The organism is Paraburkholderia susongensis (assembly GCF_900177725.1).
In the GTDB taxonomy this organism is placed as follows: domain Bacteria; phylum Pseudomonadota; class Gammaproteobacteria; order Burkholderiales; family Burkholderiaceae; genus Paraburkholderia; species Paraburkholderia susongensis.
The window spans coordinates 1-16026 of sequence record NZ_FXAT01000004.1 but is presented as its reverse complement, the minus strand read 5'-3'; the positions used below and the strand labels follow the sequence as shown (position 1 = coordinate 16026).

14 protein-coding genes are annotated in these 16026 nt (G+C 64.6%); 1 reads left to right on the top strand and 13 read right to left on the bottom strand.

The features are described from left to right. Positions 1–102: 102 nt before the first annotated feature. From clsB to B9Z01_RS12965, 13 genes are all read right to left on the bottom strand, one after another. Entirely contained in the window at positions 103–1362 is a 1260-nt protein-coding gene (gene clsB, locus B9Z01_RS13025) for a cardiolipin synthase ClsB (RefSeq protein WP_085483583.1), read from the bottom strand. Further along, the gene (nudB, locus tag B9Z01_RS13020) at positions 1359–1910 is read right to left on the bottom strand and encodes a dihydroneopterin triphosphate diphosphatase (protein WP_085483581.1); all 552 of its coding nucleotides are present in this window, start codon (positions 1908–1910) and stop codon (positions 1359–1361) included. Before nudB ends, clsB begins: the two co-directional genes overlap by 4 nt. 185 nt (positions 1911–2095) lie before the next feature. Continuing rightward, positions 2096–3895, bottom strand: coding sequence for an aspartate--tRNA ligase (aspS, locus tag B9Z01_RS13015; RefSeq protein WP_085483579.1), 1800 nt, complete (start codon positions 3893–3895; stop codon positions 2096–2098). A gap of 76 nt (positions 3896–3971) precedes the next feature. After that, positions 3972–4628 carry a DUF502 domain-containing protein gene (locus tag B9Z01_RS13010; RefSeq protein WP_085483578.1) on the bottom strand — a complete coding sequence of 219 codons (657 nt, stop codon included), beginning with the start codon at positions 4626–4628 and terminating at the stop codon, positions 3972–3974. 75 nt (positions 4629–4703) lie between these two features. After that, complete coding sequence (locus tag B9Z01_RS13005) at positions 4704–5048, bottom strand: FmdB family zinc ribbon protein (RefSeq protein WP_085483576.1); 345 nt, start codon at positions 5046–5048, stop codon at positions 4704–4706. 191 nt (positions 5049–5239) lie between these two features. Beyond that, entirely contained in the window at positions 5240–5863 is a 624-nt protein-coding gene (locus B9Z01_RS13000) for a methyltransferase domain-containing protein (protein ID WP_085483574.1), read from the bottom strand. 35 nt (positions 5864–5898) lie between these two features. Further along, positions 5899–7476 carry a ubiquinone biosynthesis regulatory protein kinase UbiB gene (ubiB, locus tag B9Z01_RS12995; RefSeq protein ID WP_085483572.1) on the bottom strand — a complete coding sequence of 526 codons (1578 nt, stop codon included), beginning with the start codon at positions 7474–7476 and terminating at the stop codon, positions 5899–5901. Positions 7477–7491: 15 nt separating this feature from the next. Next, the gene (locus B9Z01_RS12990) at positions 7492–8136 is read right to left on the bottom strand and encodes a ubiquinone biosynthesis accessory factor UbiJ (RefSeq protein WP_085483570.1); all 645 of its coding nucleotides are present in this window, start codon (positions 8134–8136) and stop codon (positions 7492–7494) included. Positions 8137–8301: 165 nt separating this feature from the next. Continuing rightward, the gene (locus B9Z01_RS12985; RefSeq protein ID WP_085483568.1) at positions 8302–9294 is read right to left on the bottom strand and encodes a Tim44 domain-containing protein; all 993 of its coding nucleotides are present in this window, start codon (positions 9292–9294) and stop codon (positions 8302–8304) included. 37 nt (positions 9295–9331) lie between these two features. After that, positions 9332–10063: a bifunctional demethylmenaquinone methyltransferase/2-methoxy-6-polyprenyl-1,4-benzoquinol methylase UbiE gene (ubiE, locus tag B9Z01_RS12980; RefSeq protein ID WP_085483566.1), complete on the bottom strand. Its 732-nt coding sequence runs from the start codon at positions 10061–10063 to the stop codon at positions 9332–9334. A gap of 66 nt (positions 10064–10129) precedes the next feature. Then, a complete protein-coding gene (locus B9Z01_RS12975) occupies positions 10130–10543 on the bottom strand; it encodes a gamma-butyrobetaine hydroxylase family protein (protein WP_085483564.1) in 414 nt (137 codons plus the stop codon). Positions 10544–10642: 99 nt separating this feature from the next. Further along, positions 10643–11071 (bottom strand): HIT family protein, encoded by a 429-nt coding sequence (locus tag B9Z01_RS12970; RefSeq protein ID WP_085483562.1) that lies wholly within the window; start codon positions 11069–11071, stop codon positions 10643–10645. 33 nt (positions 11072–11104) lie between these two features. Further along, positions 11105–15211: a DUF3683 domain-containing protein gene (locus B9Z01_RS12965; RefSeq protein ID WP_085483560.1), complete on the bottom strand. Its 4107-nt coding sequence runs from the start codon at positions 15209–15211 to the stop codon at positions 11105–11107. Between the two features lie 471 nt (positions 15212–15682). On the opposite strand from B9Z01_RS12965, the gene B9Z01_RS12955 reads away from it, so the two are divergent. Further along, positions 15683–16026, top strand: a 344-nt coding sequence (locus B9Z01_RS12955) for a pyridoxal-phosphate dependent enzyme (RefSeq protein ID WP_420814664.1), incomplete at its 3' end; no start/stop codon positions are given.

Sequence of the window (16026 nt, the reverse complement as noted above, 5' to 3'; positions counted from 1 at the left end):
TTTGCCTTGAAACGAGGGTTGCCAATCAGCGTATTGCTTCTTCGATTGTCTCTTCAATTGCCCCTGCTCGCCGACATGATGCAGCAAGCGAGCCGCTGGACTCTAGTCGTATCCGCCCACCGTCAGCAGTTTCATCGCAACCCGATAGCTCGTGTACGCGATCCAGCTCAGCGCGCGCAGGCGGGCCGGGCGTGATTCGTAGTGCGCCTCATCGATCCGGCGCGCGTCCGCGAACGCGCCGAGAATCGCCTCGCGCAACCCGCCGATCGCCGGATCGTTCAGGAGCACCACGTTGGCTTCGTTGTTGAGCATCAGACTGAGCGCATCGAGATTCGACGAACCCACGGTGCCCCAGTTCGAATCGACCACGGCGACCTTGCCGTGCAGCAGCGTCTTTTCGTACTCGGCGATCTGCACCCCCGCGCGCAGCAGCGCGTGATAGAGGAACGGCACCGCGTAATCGAGCGCCTTGAACTCCTTGCGCCCGATGACCAGCTTCACCATCACGCCGCGCCGCGCCGCGACCACCAGCGCGCGGCGCAGCTTGCGCCCCGGCATGAAGTATGGATTCGCGAGCAGGATTTCGTGGCGCGCCTGGCCGATCGCGGCCAGATACGCCTTTTCGATCGCCCGGCGGTTGATGAGGTTATCGCGCGCGACGAAAGCCACGCACGGCTCGCCGCCCGCCCACAACGCCTCGTTACGGCGACGCCGGCGCCGCCGCAAGCTGCCGAGCGACGCGGTGTCGTGCGGGGCGAGGTCGGGCCTCATCGATTCGAGCGGCCGATGCCCGACGCGAATCCGTCTCCACTGCACCTCGAACGCGTCGCGCACGTCGGAGACCACTGGCCCCTGCAATTCGACCGCGAAATCCCAGCGCCTGTAAGGCAGCTTCTCGCCGTTGTTCTCGTAGTCGTCGACGATGTTGATGCCGCCGCAGTAAGCGTACTGATCGTCGATCACCGCGAGCTTGCGATGCGTGCGCGAAAAGCCGAAACGGCCGAACAGATGCGGGTTGTAGATGCGATGGTCGACGCCGGCGAGCGGCCATTGCTCGAACATCTTCAGGCGCGCGGTGCCGACGCCGTCGGTAATCACGCGCACCCTGACGCCGCGCGCGGCCGCGCGCAGCAAGGCGTCGTTGACCTCCTGGCCGGCTTCGTCGTCGCAGAAGATGTAGGTTTCGAGCATGACGTCGTGCCCGGCGGCGTCGATGCGCCCGATCAGCGCCTCGAAAAATTCGTCGCCGGAGCGCAGCAGCTTGACCTCGTTGTTAGTGGTGAAGCGGTAGCGCTGCCAGTAACGGCGGCCGAGCAGCGTGTGCCGCAGTCGCGCGAAACGGCCTGCGCCGCCAGCACTCACCGGCCACGCTCCCCGGCCTGCGGGCCGGTCCGGGGAGCAGTCCGCAGATCGGTCTGCGGATCGCTCTGCAAGCCGGCCGAACGCGCGCCAAGCCGGCGCGGCAACTGCAGGATCGCGTCGGCATTCGACGACGAAAAACAACGCGACGCCGCCTCTTCATGCGGCAGCCACAGAAACGCGGTGTGCTCGCGCGGCGCGAGCGTCACGTCGATCCGCTCGGGTACCTGCAGGCTGAACCAGTGCTCGGTGTTGTGGATCACGCCGGATTCGTAGCGGTGGCGGAATTCCGGGTAGATCTCGTATTCGATCGAATAGCGCCAGTCGAGCAGCGCGCTGTGCGGCACGAGCGCGCCGCCGATCATGATGCCGGTCTCCTCGCCGACCTCACGCACCGCCGTTTCGGCGAGCGGTTCGTCGAGCCGGTCCTTCGAGCCTGTCACGGACTGCCAGAACCCGGCATGATCGGCGCGCTCGATCAGCAGCACGTCGAGCGCCGGCGTATGGATGATGACGAGCACGGACTGCGGAATTTTCGGCGGTTTCGGCATGGTTTGAAAACTGAGCGCGACGACGCACGCGGTACATGTCGGATGACGGTCGAAAGTGACTCGAAAGCGGTGGCTTCACTGTAACGCAAAAAACGGAAAAGGCGCTGCGGTGTGGTTCACCGCAGCGCCTTTTTCGGATTGCCCGGGTGGCCGCCTCAAAAACGGCCACGCCATGCGGACTCGGCTTACGCCTTCGGCTCCGGCGTACGCAGACGGATGTGCAACTCGCGCAGCTGGCGCTCGTCGACTTCGCTCGGCGCCTGCGTCAGCAGACACTGCGCGCGCTGCGTTTTCGGGAACGCGATCACGTCGCGGATCGAGTCGGCGCCGGCCATCATCGTGACGATGCGGTCCAGACCGAACGCGATGCCGCCGTGCGGCGGCGCGCCATATTGCAGCGCGTCGAGCAGGAAGCCGAACTTGGCCTGCGCTTCTTCCGCGTTGATCTTGAGCGCGCGGAACACCTTGCTCTGCACTTCCTCACGGTGAATACGCACCGAACCGCCGCCGATTTCCCAGCCGTTCAGCACCATGTCGTAGGCCTTCGCGAGGCAGCGCGCCGGGTCCGTTTCGAGGTATTCGAGGTGCTCGTCCTTCGGGCTCGTGAACGGGTGATGCGCGGCCACGTAGCGGTTGTCTTCCTCGTCAAACTCGAACATCGGGAAGTCGACCACCCACAGCGGCTTCCAGCCCGATTCGACGAGACCGTTGGCCTTGCCGAATTCCGAATGGCCGATCTTCAGGCGCAGCGCGCCGAGGCTGTCGTTCACGATCTTCGCGCGATCCGCCGCGAAGAAAATGATGTCGCCGTCTTGCGCGCCGGTGCGCTCGACGATCGCCTTGAGCGCTTCGTCGTGCAGGTTCTTGACGATCGGGCTTTGCAGACCGTCACGACCCTTCGCGACTTCGTTGACCTTGACCCACGCAAGGCCCTTCGCGCCGTAGATGCGCACGAATTCCGTGTAGCTGTCGATGTCGCCACGCGAGAGTTCGCCGCCCTTCGGCACGCGCAGCGCCGCGACGCGGCCGTCCTTCGTGTTGGCCGGCGTGCTGAACACCTTGAAGTCGACGTCCTTGACGGCGTCCGTGAGGTCGGTGAATTCGAGCTTCACGCGCAGGTCCGGCTTGTCCGAACCGAAACGGCGCATCGCCTCCGAGTACTCCATGACCGGGAATTTCGCGTCCAACTCGACGCCGATCGTCTGCTTGAACACGTGGCGGATCATCGCTTCGAACAGGTCGCGGATTTCCTGTTCCGAGAGGAACGAGGTTTCGCAGTCGATCTGCGTGAATTCCGGCTGGCGGTCGGCGCGCAGGTCTTCGTCGCGGAAGCACTTGACGATCTGGTAGTAACGGTCGAAGTTCGCGACCATCAGCAACTGTTTGAAGAGCTGCGGCGACTGCGGCAAGGCGAAGAACTGGCCCGGGTTCGTGCGCGACGGCACGAGGTAGTCGCGAGCGCCTTCCGGCGTGCTCTTGGTCAGCATCGGCGTTTCGATGTCGATGAAGCCCTGCTCGTCGAGATACTTGCGCGCTTCGATCGCGACGCGGTAGCGCAGACGCAGGTTGTGCTGCATCTGCGGACGGCGCAGGTCGAGCACGCGATGCGTGAGGCGCGTGGTTTCCGAGAGGTTGTCGTCGTCGAGCTGGAACGGCGGCGTGATCGACGCGTTCAGCACGATCAGCTCGTGGCACAGCACTTCGATCTTGCCGCTCTTGAGCGCGGCATTGGTCGTGCCTTCCGGACGGCTGCGCACGACACCCTTGATCTGCAGGCAGAACTCGTTGCGCACGCCTTCGGCGGCCTTGAACATTTCCGCGCGGTCCGGGTCGCAGACGACCTGAACGAGCCCTTCGCGATCGCGCAGGTCGATGAAGATGACGCCGCCGTGGTCGCGGCGGCGGCTTACCCAGCCGCACAGCGAGACGGATTGGCCCAGCAGTTCTTCGGTCACCAGACCGCAGTATTCAGATCTCATCGACATGATGTTTGTCTTTCGTTTTGCATTGGTTGAACGGCGCGCCGCAGTTGGACACTGCGTGAAACACTGCGCACCGGCATTACAGCGGAGGCTCGACGGTCGTGCGGCGCACCGGCGCCGGCTGCGGCGCGGACGGCGCCACCACGCCCATCGAGACGATGTACTTGAGCGCAGCGTCGACTGTCATGTCGAGTTCGATCACTTCGCTTTTGGGCACCATCAGGAAGAAGCCGGACGTTGGGTTCGGCGTAGTCGGCACGTAGACGCTGACGTACTCTTCTTTCAGGTGGTTGGCTACGTCGCCGCCCGGGATCCCGGTCAGAAACGCAATCGTATAGGAACCGCGGCGTGGATACTCGATCAGGAGCGCCTTGCGGAACGCGTTGCCGCTGCTCGAGAGCAACGTGTCCGACACCTGCTTGACGCTCGTGTAGAGCGGGCCGACCACCGGAATGTGAGCGACCAGCAGCTCCCACCACTTCACGAGCTTCTGCCCAATGAAGTTCTGCGTCAACAGCCCGACGACAAAGATGAACGCGAGCGTGAGCACCGCGCCCAAGCCGGGCAGGCGATAGCCGATCGCGCGTTCCGGCTGCCAGGAAGTGGGCAGCAGGAGCAGCGTCTGGTCCATCGTGCCGATGATCAGACCGAGCACCCACAGTGTGATGGCCAGAGGCACCAGCACCAGCAGGCCGGTCAGGAACACCGATTTGAGCGTGGTTTTTTTCGTCGTCATGTGTACCGCCAGAAAGCCGCGCGGACCGAAGCCCGACGCGCGGTAGATGCGCCGCCCGCGCGGGCGGCAGTGCCACTAGGCGTTGTCCGAGCCGCTCGTGCTGGCCGCGGCGGCCGGAGCAGCGGACGCAGCCGATGCAGCCGCGGGGGCTGCCGGCGCGGCGGCCGTGGCCGGGGCCGCATCGGATGTCGCGGCATGGTCGGCTTCCGGCTTGGCCGGCGCGCTCGCGCCGCCACTGCCGCCGCGAAAATCGGTCACATACCAGCCGGAGCCCTTCAACTGGAAGCCAGCGGCGGTGAGTTGTTTGCTAAAGGTGTCTTTCCCGCACTCGGGGCACTGTGTCAACTGAGGGTCGCTCATCTTCTGGAGCACATCCTTCCCGAAGCCGCATGACCCGCAACGATAAGCGTAGATCGGCATGATCCTTTCCTACTCCAAATCCCTACTGAAATCTTGTAAACGCTTGCAAAGCCTTGAATTATAGCCGCAAACGGTAGCCGCCCCCGGATTTCGGGAGCCAATGCGCGACACACGCCGCCGTCACGTTAAATGGGGGCGGCCCGTGAAGCTCTCAAGGGCAGCCGGCGCCACGTACGCTACGGCAGCCGTCCTTACCCGCGACGACGCCAGGTAAGCCAGCGCTCACGTCCGGCAAACACGGCGATCGAATCGGCCACCGCCTCGTCTTCGATCAGCTCGAAGTGCGGCGTGAGCAGCGCGTCGAGTTCGGCGCGCTCGACACCGAACGGCGGCCCCTTCGGTGTCGCGCCGATGAAGAAGAAACCCGCGAGCAGCGCGCCGGCGGGCAGCAGTTCGGCCATCCGGCGTGCGTAGTCGTCGCGGCGCGACGGCGGCAACGCGCAGAAAAACGCGCGCTCATAAATCCATGCCGGTGTGAACGGCGGCTCATAGGTGAAGAAATCCGCCTGCTCGACCAGTTGCGCATGCTGCGCGCCCAACTGCTCGCGCGCGGCCGCGACGGCAGCCGGCGAGAAGTCGATCGCACGCACCGGATTGCCCTGCTGCGCAAGCCACACCGCTTCATATGCGCTGCCGCAGCCCGGAATCAGCACCGGAGCGTCACGGTGACGCCCGGCGAACGCCCGGAACGCAGACGGCACGCCCGCCTGATCCCATGGCGTGAAGCGGCGCTCGAAGCGTTCGTCCCAGAACTCGGGGGAGTTGGGATCGCGGGTCGAGAAATCAGGCGCGGAGGGTTGGGTCGGGTCGCTCATCGGATGCCTCGTACAGGTTGCGGTCGGTCGTTGCGCTATCCACCATAAGCGAGCGCCAGAAACGCCCGCGCCAACACTGCCCCCACGCCGACCGCCACGCCGAACAGCAGCAAGCCTTGCAGCAGCCGGTTGGTGCGTTTCTGTTCGAGCAGAATCTGGCGGACCACGTCGTCGTTCGCCCCGCCCGCCGGATGGTTACGCTCGGCCAGCATGTAATGGATGAGGCGCGGCAACTGCGGCAGCGTCTTGCTCCACTGCGGCGCCTCGATCTTCAGGCGTTCGTACCAGCCGCGCAGGCCGATCTGCTCGTTCATCCACCGTTCGAGATAGGGCTTCGCGGTCTTCCACAGGTCCAGTTCCGGATCGAGCGAGCGGCCGAGCCCTTCTACGTTCAGCATGGTCTTCTGCAGAAGCACCAGTTGCGGCTGGATTTCGACGTTGAAGCGCCGCGAGGTGGAGAACAGCCGCATCAGCACCTGGCCGAGCGAAATATCTTTTAGCGCGCGGTCGAAATACGGCTCGCAGACCGCGCGGATCGCGCTTTCGAGTTCCTCGACGCGCGTGGTCGGCGGCACCCAGCCCGACTCCAGATGCAGCGTGGCGACGCGATGGTAGTCGCGCTTGAAGAACGCGAGGAAGTTCTGCGCGAGGTAATTTTTGTCGAAGTCCGACAGCGCACCGATGATGCCGAAGTCGAGCGCGATATAACGGCCGAAGTGCGCCGGATCGAGGCTCACCTGGATGTTGCCGGGATGCATGTCGGCGTGAAAAAAGCCGTCGCGGAACACCTGGGTGAAGAAGATCTCGACGCCTTCGCGCGCGAGTTTCGGAATGTCGACGCCCGCCGCGCGCAGCGTCTCGACCTGGCTGATCGGCACGCCGACCATGCGCTCCATGACCAGCACCGTGGGCGTGCAGAACTCCCAGTACATCTCCGGCACGAGCAGCAGATCGAGCCCCTGGAAATTGCGCCGCAACTGGCTGCCGTTGGCCGCCTCGCGCATCAGATCGAGTTCGTCGTGCAGGTATTTGTCGAATTCGGCGACCACTTCGCGCGGCTTCAGGCGCTTGCCGTCCGCCCACAGGCGCTCCGCCCACACGGCGATGTCGCGCAGCAGAGCGAGATCGGAGTCGATCACGGGCAGCATGTTCGGGCGCAGCACCTTGACCGCGACGGCCTTGCCCGCATGCTGGCCGGCCTTCACCTTCGCGAAGTGAACCTGCGCGATCGACGCGCTCGCCACCGGCACCCGCTCGAAGTCGTCGAACAGCACATCGACCGGCGCGCCGAGCGACTTCTCGACGAGCCCGATCGCGACCGCCGAGTCGAACGGGGGCACCTGGTCCTGCAGCTTCGCGAGTTCGTTGGCGATGTCGACCGGCAGCAGATCGCGCCGGGTCGACAGCACCTGGCCGAACTTGACGAAGATCGGCCCGAGGCTTTCGAGCGCGAGCCGCAGACGCACGCCCGGCGGCTCGTCGAACTTGCGGCCGATCGTCGTGATACGCAGCAGCAAGCGCACGCGCCGGTCGTTGATGCGGCTCAGCATCATTTCGTCGAGGCCGAAGCGGATGACCGTAAAAAATATCTTGAGAAAACGCAGAAAACGCATGACTGGGCCCGGTGACTAGCGCGTGCCGCGCAACGTGGCGGCGCCGCCCGGCGCGTTCGCGCCGCGGGCTTCGACCTTCTGTTCAAGACGCTCGATGCGCTTTTCGACGCGCGCCAACGCGTCGCGAGCGCGCGCCAGTTCGGCGTTGAAGTCGTCGAGCGCGGTGCGGCGCACCAGTTGCGGATTCTCGTCGAGCAGATACTCGGCGGCGCTGTCGAGCAGGTTGCGGCCGGTGCGCTGCACATGCTCGCCGACCGTCCGCACGACCGATGCAATGCGCCAGGCCGGACCGTCGCCGATCAGCTTCGCGAGATCCTCCTCCGGCTCCCAGCGCAGATGCTCGGCGAGTTTCGCGATCACGGTGGCGAATTCGGCGTCGCCTTCGATCTTCACGTGCTTCATCACGGCAGCCTGGCCGCCTTGCATGAAAGCCGGCAGCGCGTCGGACGGCACCGAGATCGTCACGTCGAACTGATGCGCGTCGGCTTCGCCGATCGTGCCCAGATGGCCGTCCGGCTGCACCAGCAGCGACAGCGCAACCGGCGGACACGACAGGCGGGCGGTCTTGCCCGCGTAAGGAACGAGGCGCTCACGTGCCCACGATTCGCGGGCGAGCAGATGATTGACAGCAGCAGCGAAGGGCTTGGCGGCGAGGGTCATCGAAAGTGGCAAGAAAAAACCCGCGCGGGCGAGGTGCCCGCGCGGGTTTCTATTGTAACGTCCGTTCGCTTCGCAGCCTGCCTGGCCGAACGGCCAAAACGATGCGCGAGGCCGGAAACCGGCGCGCCGTCCCCGGTGTTTTTCGAAACCGGCTGAGCCAATGCCTCAGTGCTGCTCGACCTGCTGGATGCCAGCGAGCAGCCAGCCTTCGCCTGGGCGATTCGCCTTCGACAGATTCCAGACCTCGACGAACGGCTCGGCCGCCGCACCCGGCTCCTCGCGAATCAGGCCGGAGAAGCGCACGCTCGCGAAGTACTCGTTCGCCCGCTCCTCGACGCCGAGCAGCTCGGCGTTCAGTTGCACCACGTCGGTCTGGTCCGACTGCGTGCCGCGCGATGCAAGATCGACGCGCACTTCGGCGAACATTTCCGGCGTCGTGAATTCGCGGATGTCCTCGATATTGCCGACGTCCCACGCGGCCTGCAGGCGCACGAAGTACACCTTCGCATTGCGCAGGAACGCTTCCGAATCGAAGCCGGCCGGCACGACAGGCGCGGCGCCGGCGGACGGCGTGGCGAGCGGGTTGCCTTGCGGTTCGAGATACGAGCCAGTGGGCGGCGCGCTGTAGCGCGGCTCCTGCGCGTAGCCGGTGTTACCCGTGTTCAGCGACGGCGCCGTGCCGGCATACGCCGGCTGCGCCGCAGCGCGCTTGCGGCCGGTAAAGCGGCGGATCAGCCAGATGACGATCATCGCGATGATCGCGAGCACGATCACGTTGGCGAACGCGCCAGCGAATGCCTCGCCGAGACCGAAGTGCGACAGCAACGCCGCGATGCCGAGGCCGGCCGCGAGACCCGCGATCGGCCCAAGCCAGCGGTTGCGGTTCGGCGCGGTAGTCGGCGCGGGCGTAGGCTGCGGGCGCTGCTGCTGCATGGCCTGATTGTTCTGCGCCGGTTGCGCCGGCGGCGGCGTTTGACGCTGCTGCTGGAGGCTGTTCGACTGACGGCCGAGGCTGCGGCCGCCGCCCATGCGGCGGGCTTCGGCGTCGAGGGAAGCAAGCGAGCCTGCCACGAGCAGACCGACCATCGCGATCAGTCCGATTTTTCTCGCCAGTGACCGCTTAACCTTACGAGTAGATAACAAACCTGAATCGGACATTTCGCACTTTCCTTTAAAAATCGATGGGTTAGGAACCCTAGTACTTGGTCCCCACATGTAAAGCTACCACGCCAGCTGACAAATTGTAATATTTGACGCCGTCGAGACCAGCTTGTTCCATCATTGTTTTCAAAGTTTCCTGGTCCGGATGCATGCGGATTGACTCCGCCAGGTACTGGTAGCTGTCCGCGTCTTTGGCGAAACGCTCGCCGAGCCACGGCAACACCTTGAACGAATAGATGTCGTAGACCTTTTTTAGCGGATCCCATACCTTCGAGAATTCCAGCACGAGCAGCCGCCCGGCCGGCTTCAGCACGCGGCGCATTTCCGCGAGCGCGATGTCCTTGTGCGTCATGTTGCGCAAGCCGAAGGCCACGGTCACGACATCGAAGTAGTTGTCCGGAAACGGAATTTTCTCGGCGTCGCAGAGCAGCGCCGGCGTGATGACGCCCTTGTCGAGCAGCCGGTCGCGGCCCACGCGCAGCATCGATTCGTTGATGTCGGTATGCCAGACTTCGCCGGTCTCACCGGCCTGCTTCGCGAATGCCTTCGACAGGTCGCCCGTGCCGCCCGCGATGTCGAGCACCTTGTAGCCCGGCCGCACGTTCGCCTGGGCGATCGTGAACATCTTCCACGCCCGGTGCAATCCGCCCGACATCAGGTCGTTCATCAAGTCGTAGTTGGCGGCGACCGAGTGGAACACACCCGCCACCTTCTGCGCTTTTTCCTGTTCGTCGACCGATTGAAAGCCGAAGTGGGTTTTGCTCATCGCGCTCGTCCTTTCGCGTTTTCTTGAATGTTGCGCCGCTCAGGCGGCGTTCGGGGGCGAATCGTATCAGTGACAGTGACCGTGCGCGGCGCCGGCGGGAACCATCGGCGTATCGCGATCGATGCCGGCCGCTTCCAGTTTGGCGAGATACGCGCGCCAGAGTTCATCCTGACGCACGGCCATGTCGTACAGCAGGTCCCACGAATAGATGCCGGTGGCGTGCCCGTCCGAGAAAGTGGGCTGCAGCGCGTAATTGCCGACGCCTTCGATCATCGTGATCGTCACTTCGCGCTTGCCGGTTTGCAGCGTTTCCTGGTCGGGCCCGTGGCCCTGCACTTCCGCCGACGGCGAATACACGCGCAGCAGCTCGAACGGCAGGCGATACGATTCGCCGTTTGCGTACTGCAATTCGAGCACGCGCGACTTCGAATGCACGACGACGCCGGTCGGCACCGGGGTCTCGGGAGTCAATCCGCTCATGATGGTCTCATAAAGAAAACGCCGGGCCGCCCCAGCTTTTGGCCCCTTGGGGCTTCGCGCGGCGACCGGTTAAATGACGCCCAGGGACGCCCGCAACGCTCAGCCGAGCGCCTGTTCGATTTCCTGCCGCACCGCTTCGCGCAGCAGCGTGGCTTGTGCGCGGCGCGACGACAGCATCACCTCGGACACCGTGCGCTGGCGCGGCGCCCAGATGGGCAGCGGAAAATGAGCGTCGTTCGAATAACGCGGGATGACGTGCCAGTGCACATGCGGCACCTGGTTGCCGAGGCTCGCCAGATTCACCTTTGCCGGCTGCATGACGCGCCGGATCGCACGCTCGACCCCATACACGGCTTTCATCACACGATCGCGCTCGCCGGCCGAAAGATCCGAAAACTCGGCCGCGTGCGCATTCCAGATGACGCGGCAGAGGCCCGGGTAATCGTGTTCGTCGGCGAGGACGACCCGCAGCGAGTCGTCCTGCCACAGCACATCGCCGCCGTCTTCACGGCAAAAAAAGCAGTCCATCGTCGTCCTCGGCAAAAATCGTCAGTCGTGCCATTAAACCAGCACGCGCTCGATTCCGCCATTGTTCGCCCGTTGAACGTAGTCCGCCATCCAGTTCTCGCCCAGCACGTGGCGTGCCATCTCGACCACGATGTAGTCCGCCTCGGTACCCGCGTCCTCGTTGTAGCGCGAGAGGCCTTGCAGACAGGACGGGCAGCTCGTGAGGATCTTGACGTCGGTCGTGCCCGCGTTTCCGTGATTGGGCTGCGGACCGTCGCCAGCCTTCAGCACGGAACCGTTCGGCGCACCCGCGGCGCCGGCCGATGCATTGGCCGGGTTGATCGCGTTCGCACCCGCTTCGGCGACGAGAGGAATGCCGCGCAGCTTCGCCGCCCCCTTGCGGATTTCCTCTTCCTTGCGGAAGCGCACCTGCGTGGAAATGTCGGGACGCGTGACCGCGAGCGTGCCCGATTCGCCACAGCAGCGATCGTTCTTCTCGATCTGGTAACCGTCGTGTTCGGAGCCCATCAGCTGATTGACGAGCTTGACCGGGTCCATCGTCTTGATCGGCGAATGGCACGGGTCGTGGTACATGTAGCGCACGCCGTTCACGCCGTCGAGCTTGATGCCCTTCTCGAGCAGATACTCGTGAATGTCGACGATCCGGCAGCCCGGGAAGATCTTGTCGAATTCGTAACCGGCGAGCTGGTCGTAGCACGTGCCGCACGACACCACCACGGTCTTGATGTCGAGGTAGTTCAGCGTATTGGCGACGCGGTGGAACAGCACGCGGTTATCGGTGACGATCTGCTCGGCCTTGTCGTACTGGCCCGAGCCGCGCTGCGGATAGCCGCAGCACAGGTAACCCGGCGGCAGCACGGTTTGCACGCCCGCTTCCCACAGCATCGCCTGGGTTGCGAGGCCGACCTGCGAGAACAGCCGCTCGGAGCCGCAGCCCGGGAAGTAGAACACCGCTTCCGTGTCGGCGGTGGTCGTCTGCGGATTGCGGATGATCGGAACGATCTTGTTGTCCTCGATGTCGAGCAACGCGCGTGCGGTCTTCTTCGGCAGGTTGCCAGGCATCTTCTTGTTCATGAAGTGGATCACCTGCTGCGTGACCGGCGGCTTGCCGACGGTCGCCGGCGGATGCGCGGTCTGCTTCTTCGCGAACTTCTTGAGCACTTCGTTGCCGAGGCGCTGCGCCTTGTAGCCGACGCCCATCATCGCGGTGCGCGCGAGATTGATGGTCTGCGGGTTGGTCGCGTTCAGGAAGAACATGCCGGCCGCGTTGCCCGGGTTGAACTTCTTCTTGCCCATTTTGCGCAGCAGGTTGCGCATGTTCATCGTCACGTCGCCGAAGTCGATCTTCACCGGACACGGCGTCACGCACTTGTGGCAGACGGTGCAGTGATCGGCGACGTCGTTGAATTCGTCCCAGTGCTTGATCGACACGCCGCGGCGCGTCTGCTCTTCGTACAGGAACGCCTCGACCAGCAAGGACGTGGCGAGAATCTTGTTGCGCGGGCTGTACAGCAGGTTCGCGCGCGGCACGTGGGTCGCGCAGACCGGCTTGCACTTGCCGCAGCGCAGGCAGTCCTTGATCGACTCGGAAATCGCACCGATGTCGGACTGCTGCATGATGAGCGACTCGTAGCCCATCAGGCCGAAGCTCGGCGTATAGGCGTTGCGCAGGTCCGCGCCTTCGAGCAGCTTGCCCGCGTTGAAGCGGCCGTGCGGATCGACGCGCTGCTTGTATTTGCGGAATTCTCCGATCTCGTCGTCGGTCAGGAATTCGAGCTTCGTGATGCCGATGCCGTGCTCGCCGGAGATCACGCCGTCGAGCGAACGCGCGAGCTTCATGATGCGCGCGACAGCCGTGTGCGCGTCCTGCAGCATCTCGTAGTTGTCGGAGTTGACCGGCAGGTTCGTGTGCACGTTGCCGTCGCCCGCGTGCATGTGCAGCGCGACGAACACGCGGCCGCGCAGCACCTGCTTGTGGATCGCCTGGGCTTCGTCGAGGATCGGCTTGAACTCGCCGCCGTTGAAGATCAGCCGCAGCTCAGCCCGGATTTCCTGCTTCCACGACACGCGGATCGTACGGTCCTGCGTGATATGAAACACGGTGGCGTCGGGCTGCGCGTCGACGCGGTCGGCGAACTTCTCGGCGAGCGCTTCGTAGCCGAGGCCGACCAGGTAGTGCTGCGCCTCGCGCAACGACAGGTCGAGCTTGTCGCGCAGGAATTCCCAGCGCGTGCGCACGCGCGCGAGCAGATCGAGCGCCTGCTGCACGCGGTCTTCGAGCAGTTCGGCGCTGGGGATTTCGTTGGCGTCGTCGCTCTTGCCGAGCGGCAGTTTGCCGGCCTTGAAGAACGCTTCGAGCGCGTCGACCAGTTGCAGCTTGTTCTTGATCGACAGCTCGATATTGATGCGCTCGATGCCGTCCGTGTATTCGCCCATGCGGTCGAGCGGAATCACGACGTCTTCGTTGATCTTGAACGCGTTGGTGTGCTTCGCGATCGCGGCGGTGCGGCTGCGGTCGAGCCAGAAGCGCTTGCGTGCCTCGGCGCTGACCGCGACGAAACCTTCGCCGCTCTTGCCATTCGCCATGCGCACGACTTCCGAGGTCGCGTGCGCGACCGCGTCCGCGTCATTGCCGACGATGTCGCCGATCAGCACCATCTTCGGAAACGCGTTGCGCTTGCTCTTGGTCGCGTAGCCGACCGCGCGCAGATAGCGCTCGTCGAGATGCTCGAGGCCCGCGAGAATCGCGCCGCCCTGGCGCGACGTCTCGAACATGTAGTCCTTGATTTCGACGATGCTCGGAATCGCCTCGCGCGCCTGGCCGAAGAACTCGAGGCACACCGTGCGCGTATGCGCGGGCATCTTGTGCAGCACCCAGCGCGCGGACGTGATGAGCCCGTCGCAGCCTTCCTTCTGCACACCCGGCAGGCCGGCGAGGAATTTATCGGTGACGTCCTTGCCGAGACCTTCCTTGCGGAACACGCGGCCCTTGATGTCGAGCGCTTCGGTGCGCAGCAGTTTTTCGCCGGGCGCATAGTTGCCGTCGAACCATTTGAGCTCGAAACGCGCGACTTCGATGTCGTGAATCTTGCCCATGTTGTGCTCGAGGCGCGTGACTTCGAGCCAGTTCCCTTCCGGGTCGACCATGCGCCACCAGGCCAGATTGTCGAGCGCGGTGCCCCACAGCACCGCCTTCTTGCCGCCCGCGTTCATCGCCACGTTGCCGCCGACGCAGGATGCGTCGAGCGAAGTCGGATCGACCGCGAACACGAAGCCGGCCTGCTCGGCCGCCTCGGTGACGCGGCGCGTGACGACGCCCGCGCCCGAGAAAATCGTCGCGACCTTGCGATCGACGCCCGGCAGTTCGGTCATCTCGACCGCGCCGAGCTGTTCGAGCTTCTCGGTATTGATGACGGCAGAAAACGGCGTGAGCGGCACCGCGCCGCCCGTGTAGCCCGTGCCGCCGCCGCGCGGAATCACCGTCAGACCCAGTTCGAAACACGCCTTGATCATGCCGGCGATCTCGGCCTCGGTATCCGGCGTGAGCACGACGAACGGGTATTCGACACGCCAGTCGGTGGCGTCGGTCACATGCGACACGCGGGACAAACCATCGAACTTGATGTTGTCCTTTTCCGTGACCTTGCCCAGCACACGGGTTGCGCGGCGGCGCAGATCGTAAGTCTTCTGGAATTCGCTCGCGAAATCGTCGACCGCGCGGCGCGCGGCCTGCACCAGCGTCTCGACGCGAGCGGCACGGTCGACGCCCGCTTCGTCGCCGTGCTCGATCAGATCGGCGCGGCGGCGCTTTTCGATCTCCGAGAGACGGTGATGCAGCGCTTCGATCAGCAGCGCGCGGCGCTTCGGATTGTCGAGCAGGTCGTCCTGCAGATACGGATTGCGGCGCACGACCCAGATGTCGCCGAGCACTTCGTACAGCATGCGCGCCGAGCGGCCGGTACGGCGTTCCGCGCGCAGTTCGGCGAGCACCGCCCAAGCGTCGTCGCCCAGCAGGCGGATGACGATTTCGCGGTCGGAGAACGATGTGTAGTTATAGGGAATTTCGCGCAGACGCGCTTCGGGATCGACGGCCACCGCAGCGGCGGCGCCGTGCGGATCGAAAACTTGAGGTGCGTTCATGTTTGGACGACTCGGTAGGTCAACCGGGCGCGCTCATCACGAGGCGTCGGCTGACGATGCGCGTGGGGCGCAATGCCTGGAAATTTTCTATGGGAAGTGGAGCGAAGCGCAACCGACGGTCTACCCACATCGGCCGCTTCGCGGCGCTCAGATACTGCTACACGATCGTGCGTGCCGGACGTGCCGCTCCGCCGCGGGGCAGGATTCGCGCGGGACGGGCATCAGGTGGGTGATCCGAGGCTGCCAGTGCATCTTCCGATCCTTGTTCCAAAACGGAATTCTACCGCATGATTCCGCCACGCGTTGCCGGCGGAAAGCGGGCTGTGGCGGCACCTGCGGCACTTTCGGGACGAATCGGCCGGCGTCGCGCACGCGCTCGATTTACCGACCGGACGGTCGGGCGCGCCTGGACGCGTAGAGTCGTGAAACGATCGCGGCAGGAGCGCCGCATAGCCACCGCAAGCCACCCGTATGGCCTCCGCGAGGTCACGACAGCGCTCCGGCGCAGCGCGCGCAAAGGCCAGAGCGGGCACCGTTGGCGCTATCATTGACCCTTTCCCGTCTCACACAGCGCACCGCGCCACCTGCATGGCTTCCCACGACTACCTGAAAAAGACCCTGACCGCGCGCGTCTACGACGTGGCGCGCGAGACCGAACTCGAACACGCGCCGAACCTGTCGGCGCGGCTGCGCAATCCGGTGTACCTGAAGCGCGAGGATAACCAGCCGGTGTTCTCGTTCAAGCTGCGCGGCGCGTACAACAAGATGGCGCATATTCCGGCCGAGGCGCTCGGGCGCGGCGTGATCACCGCGTC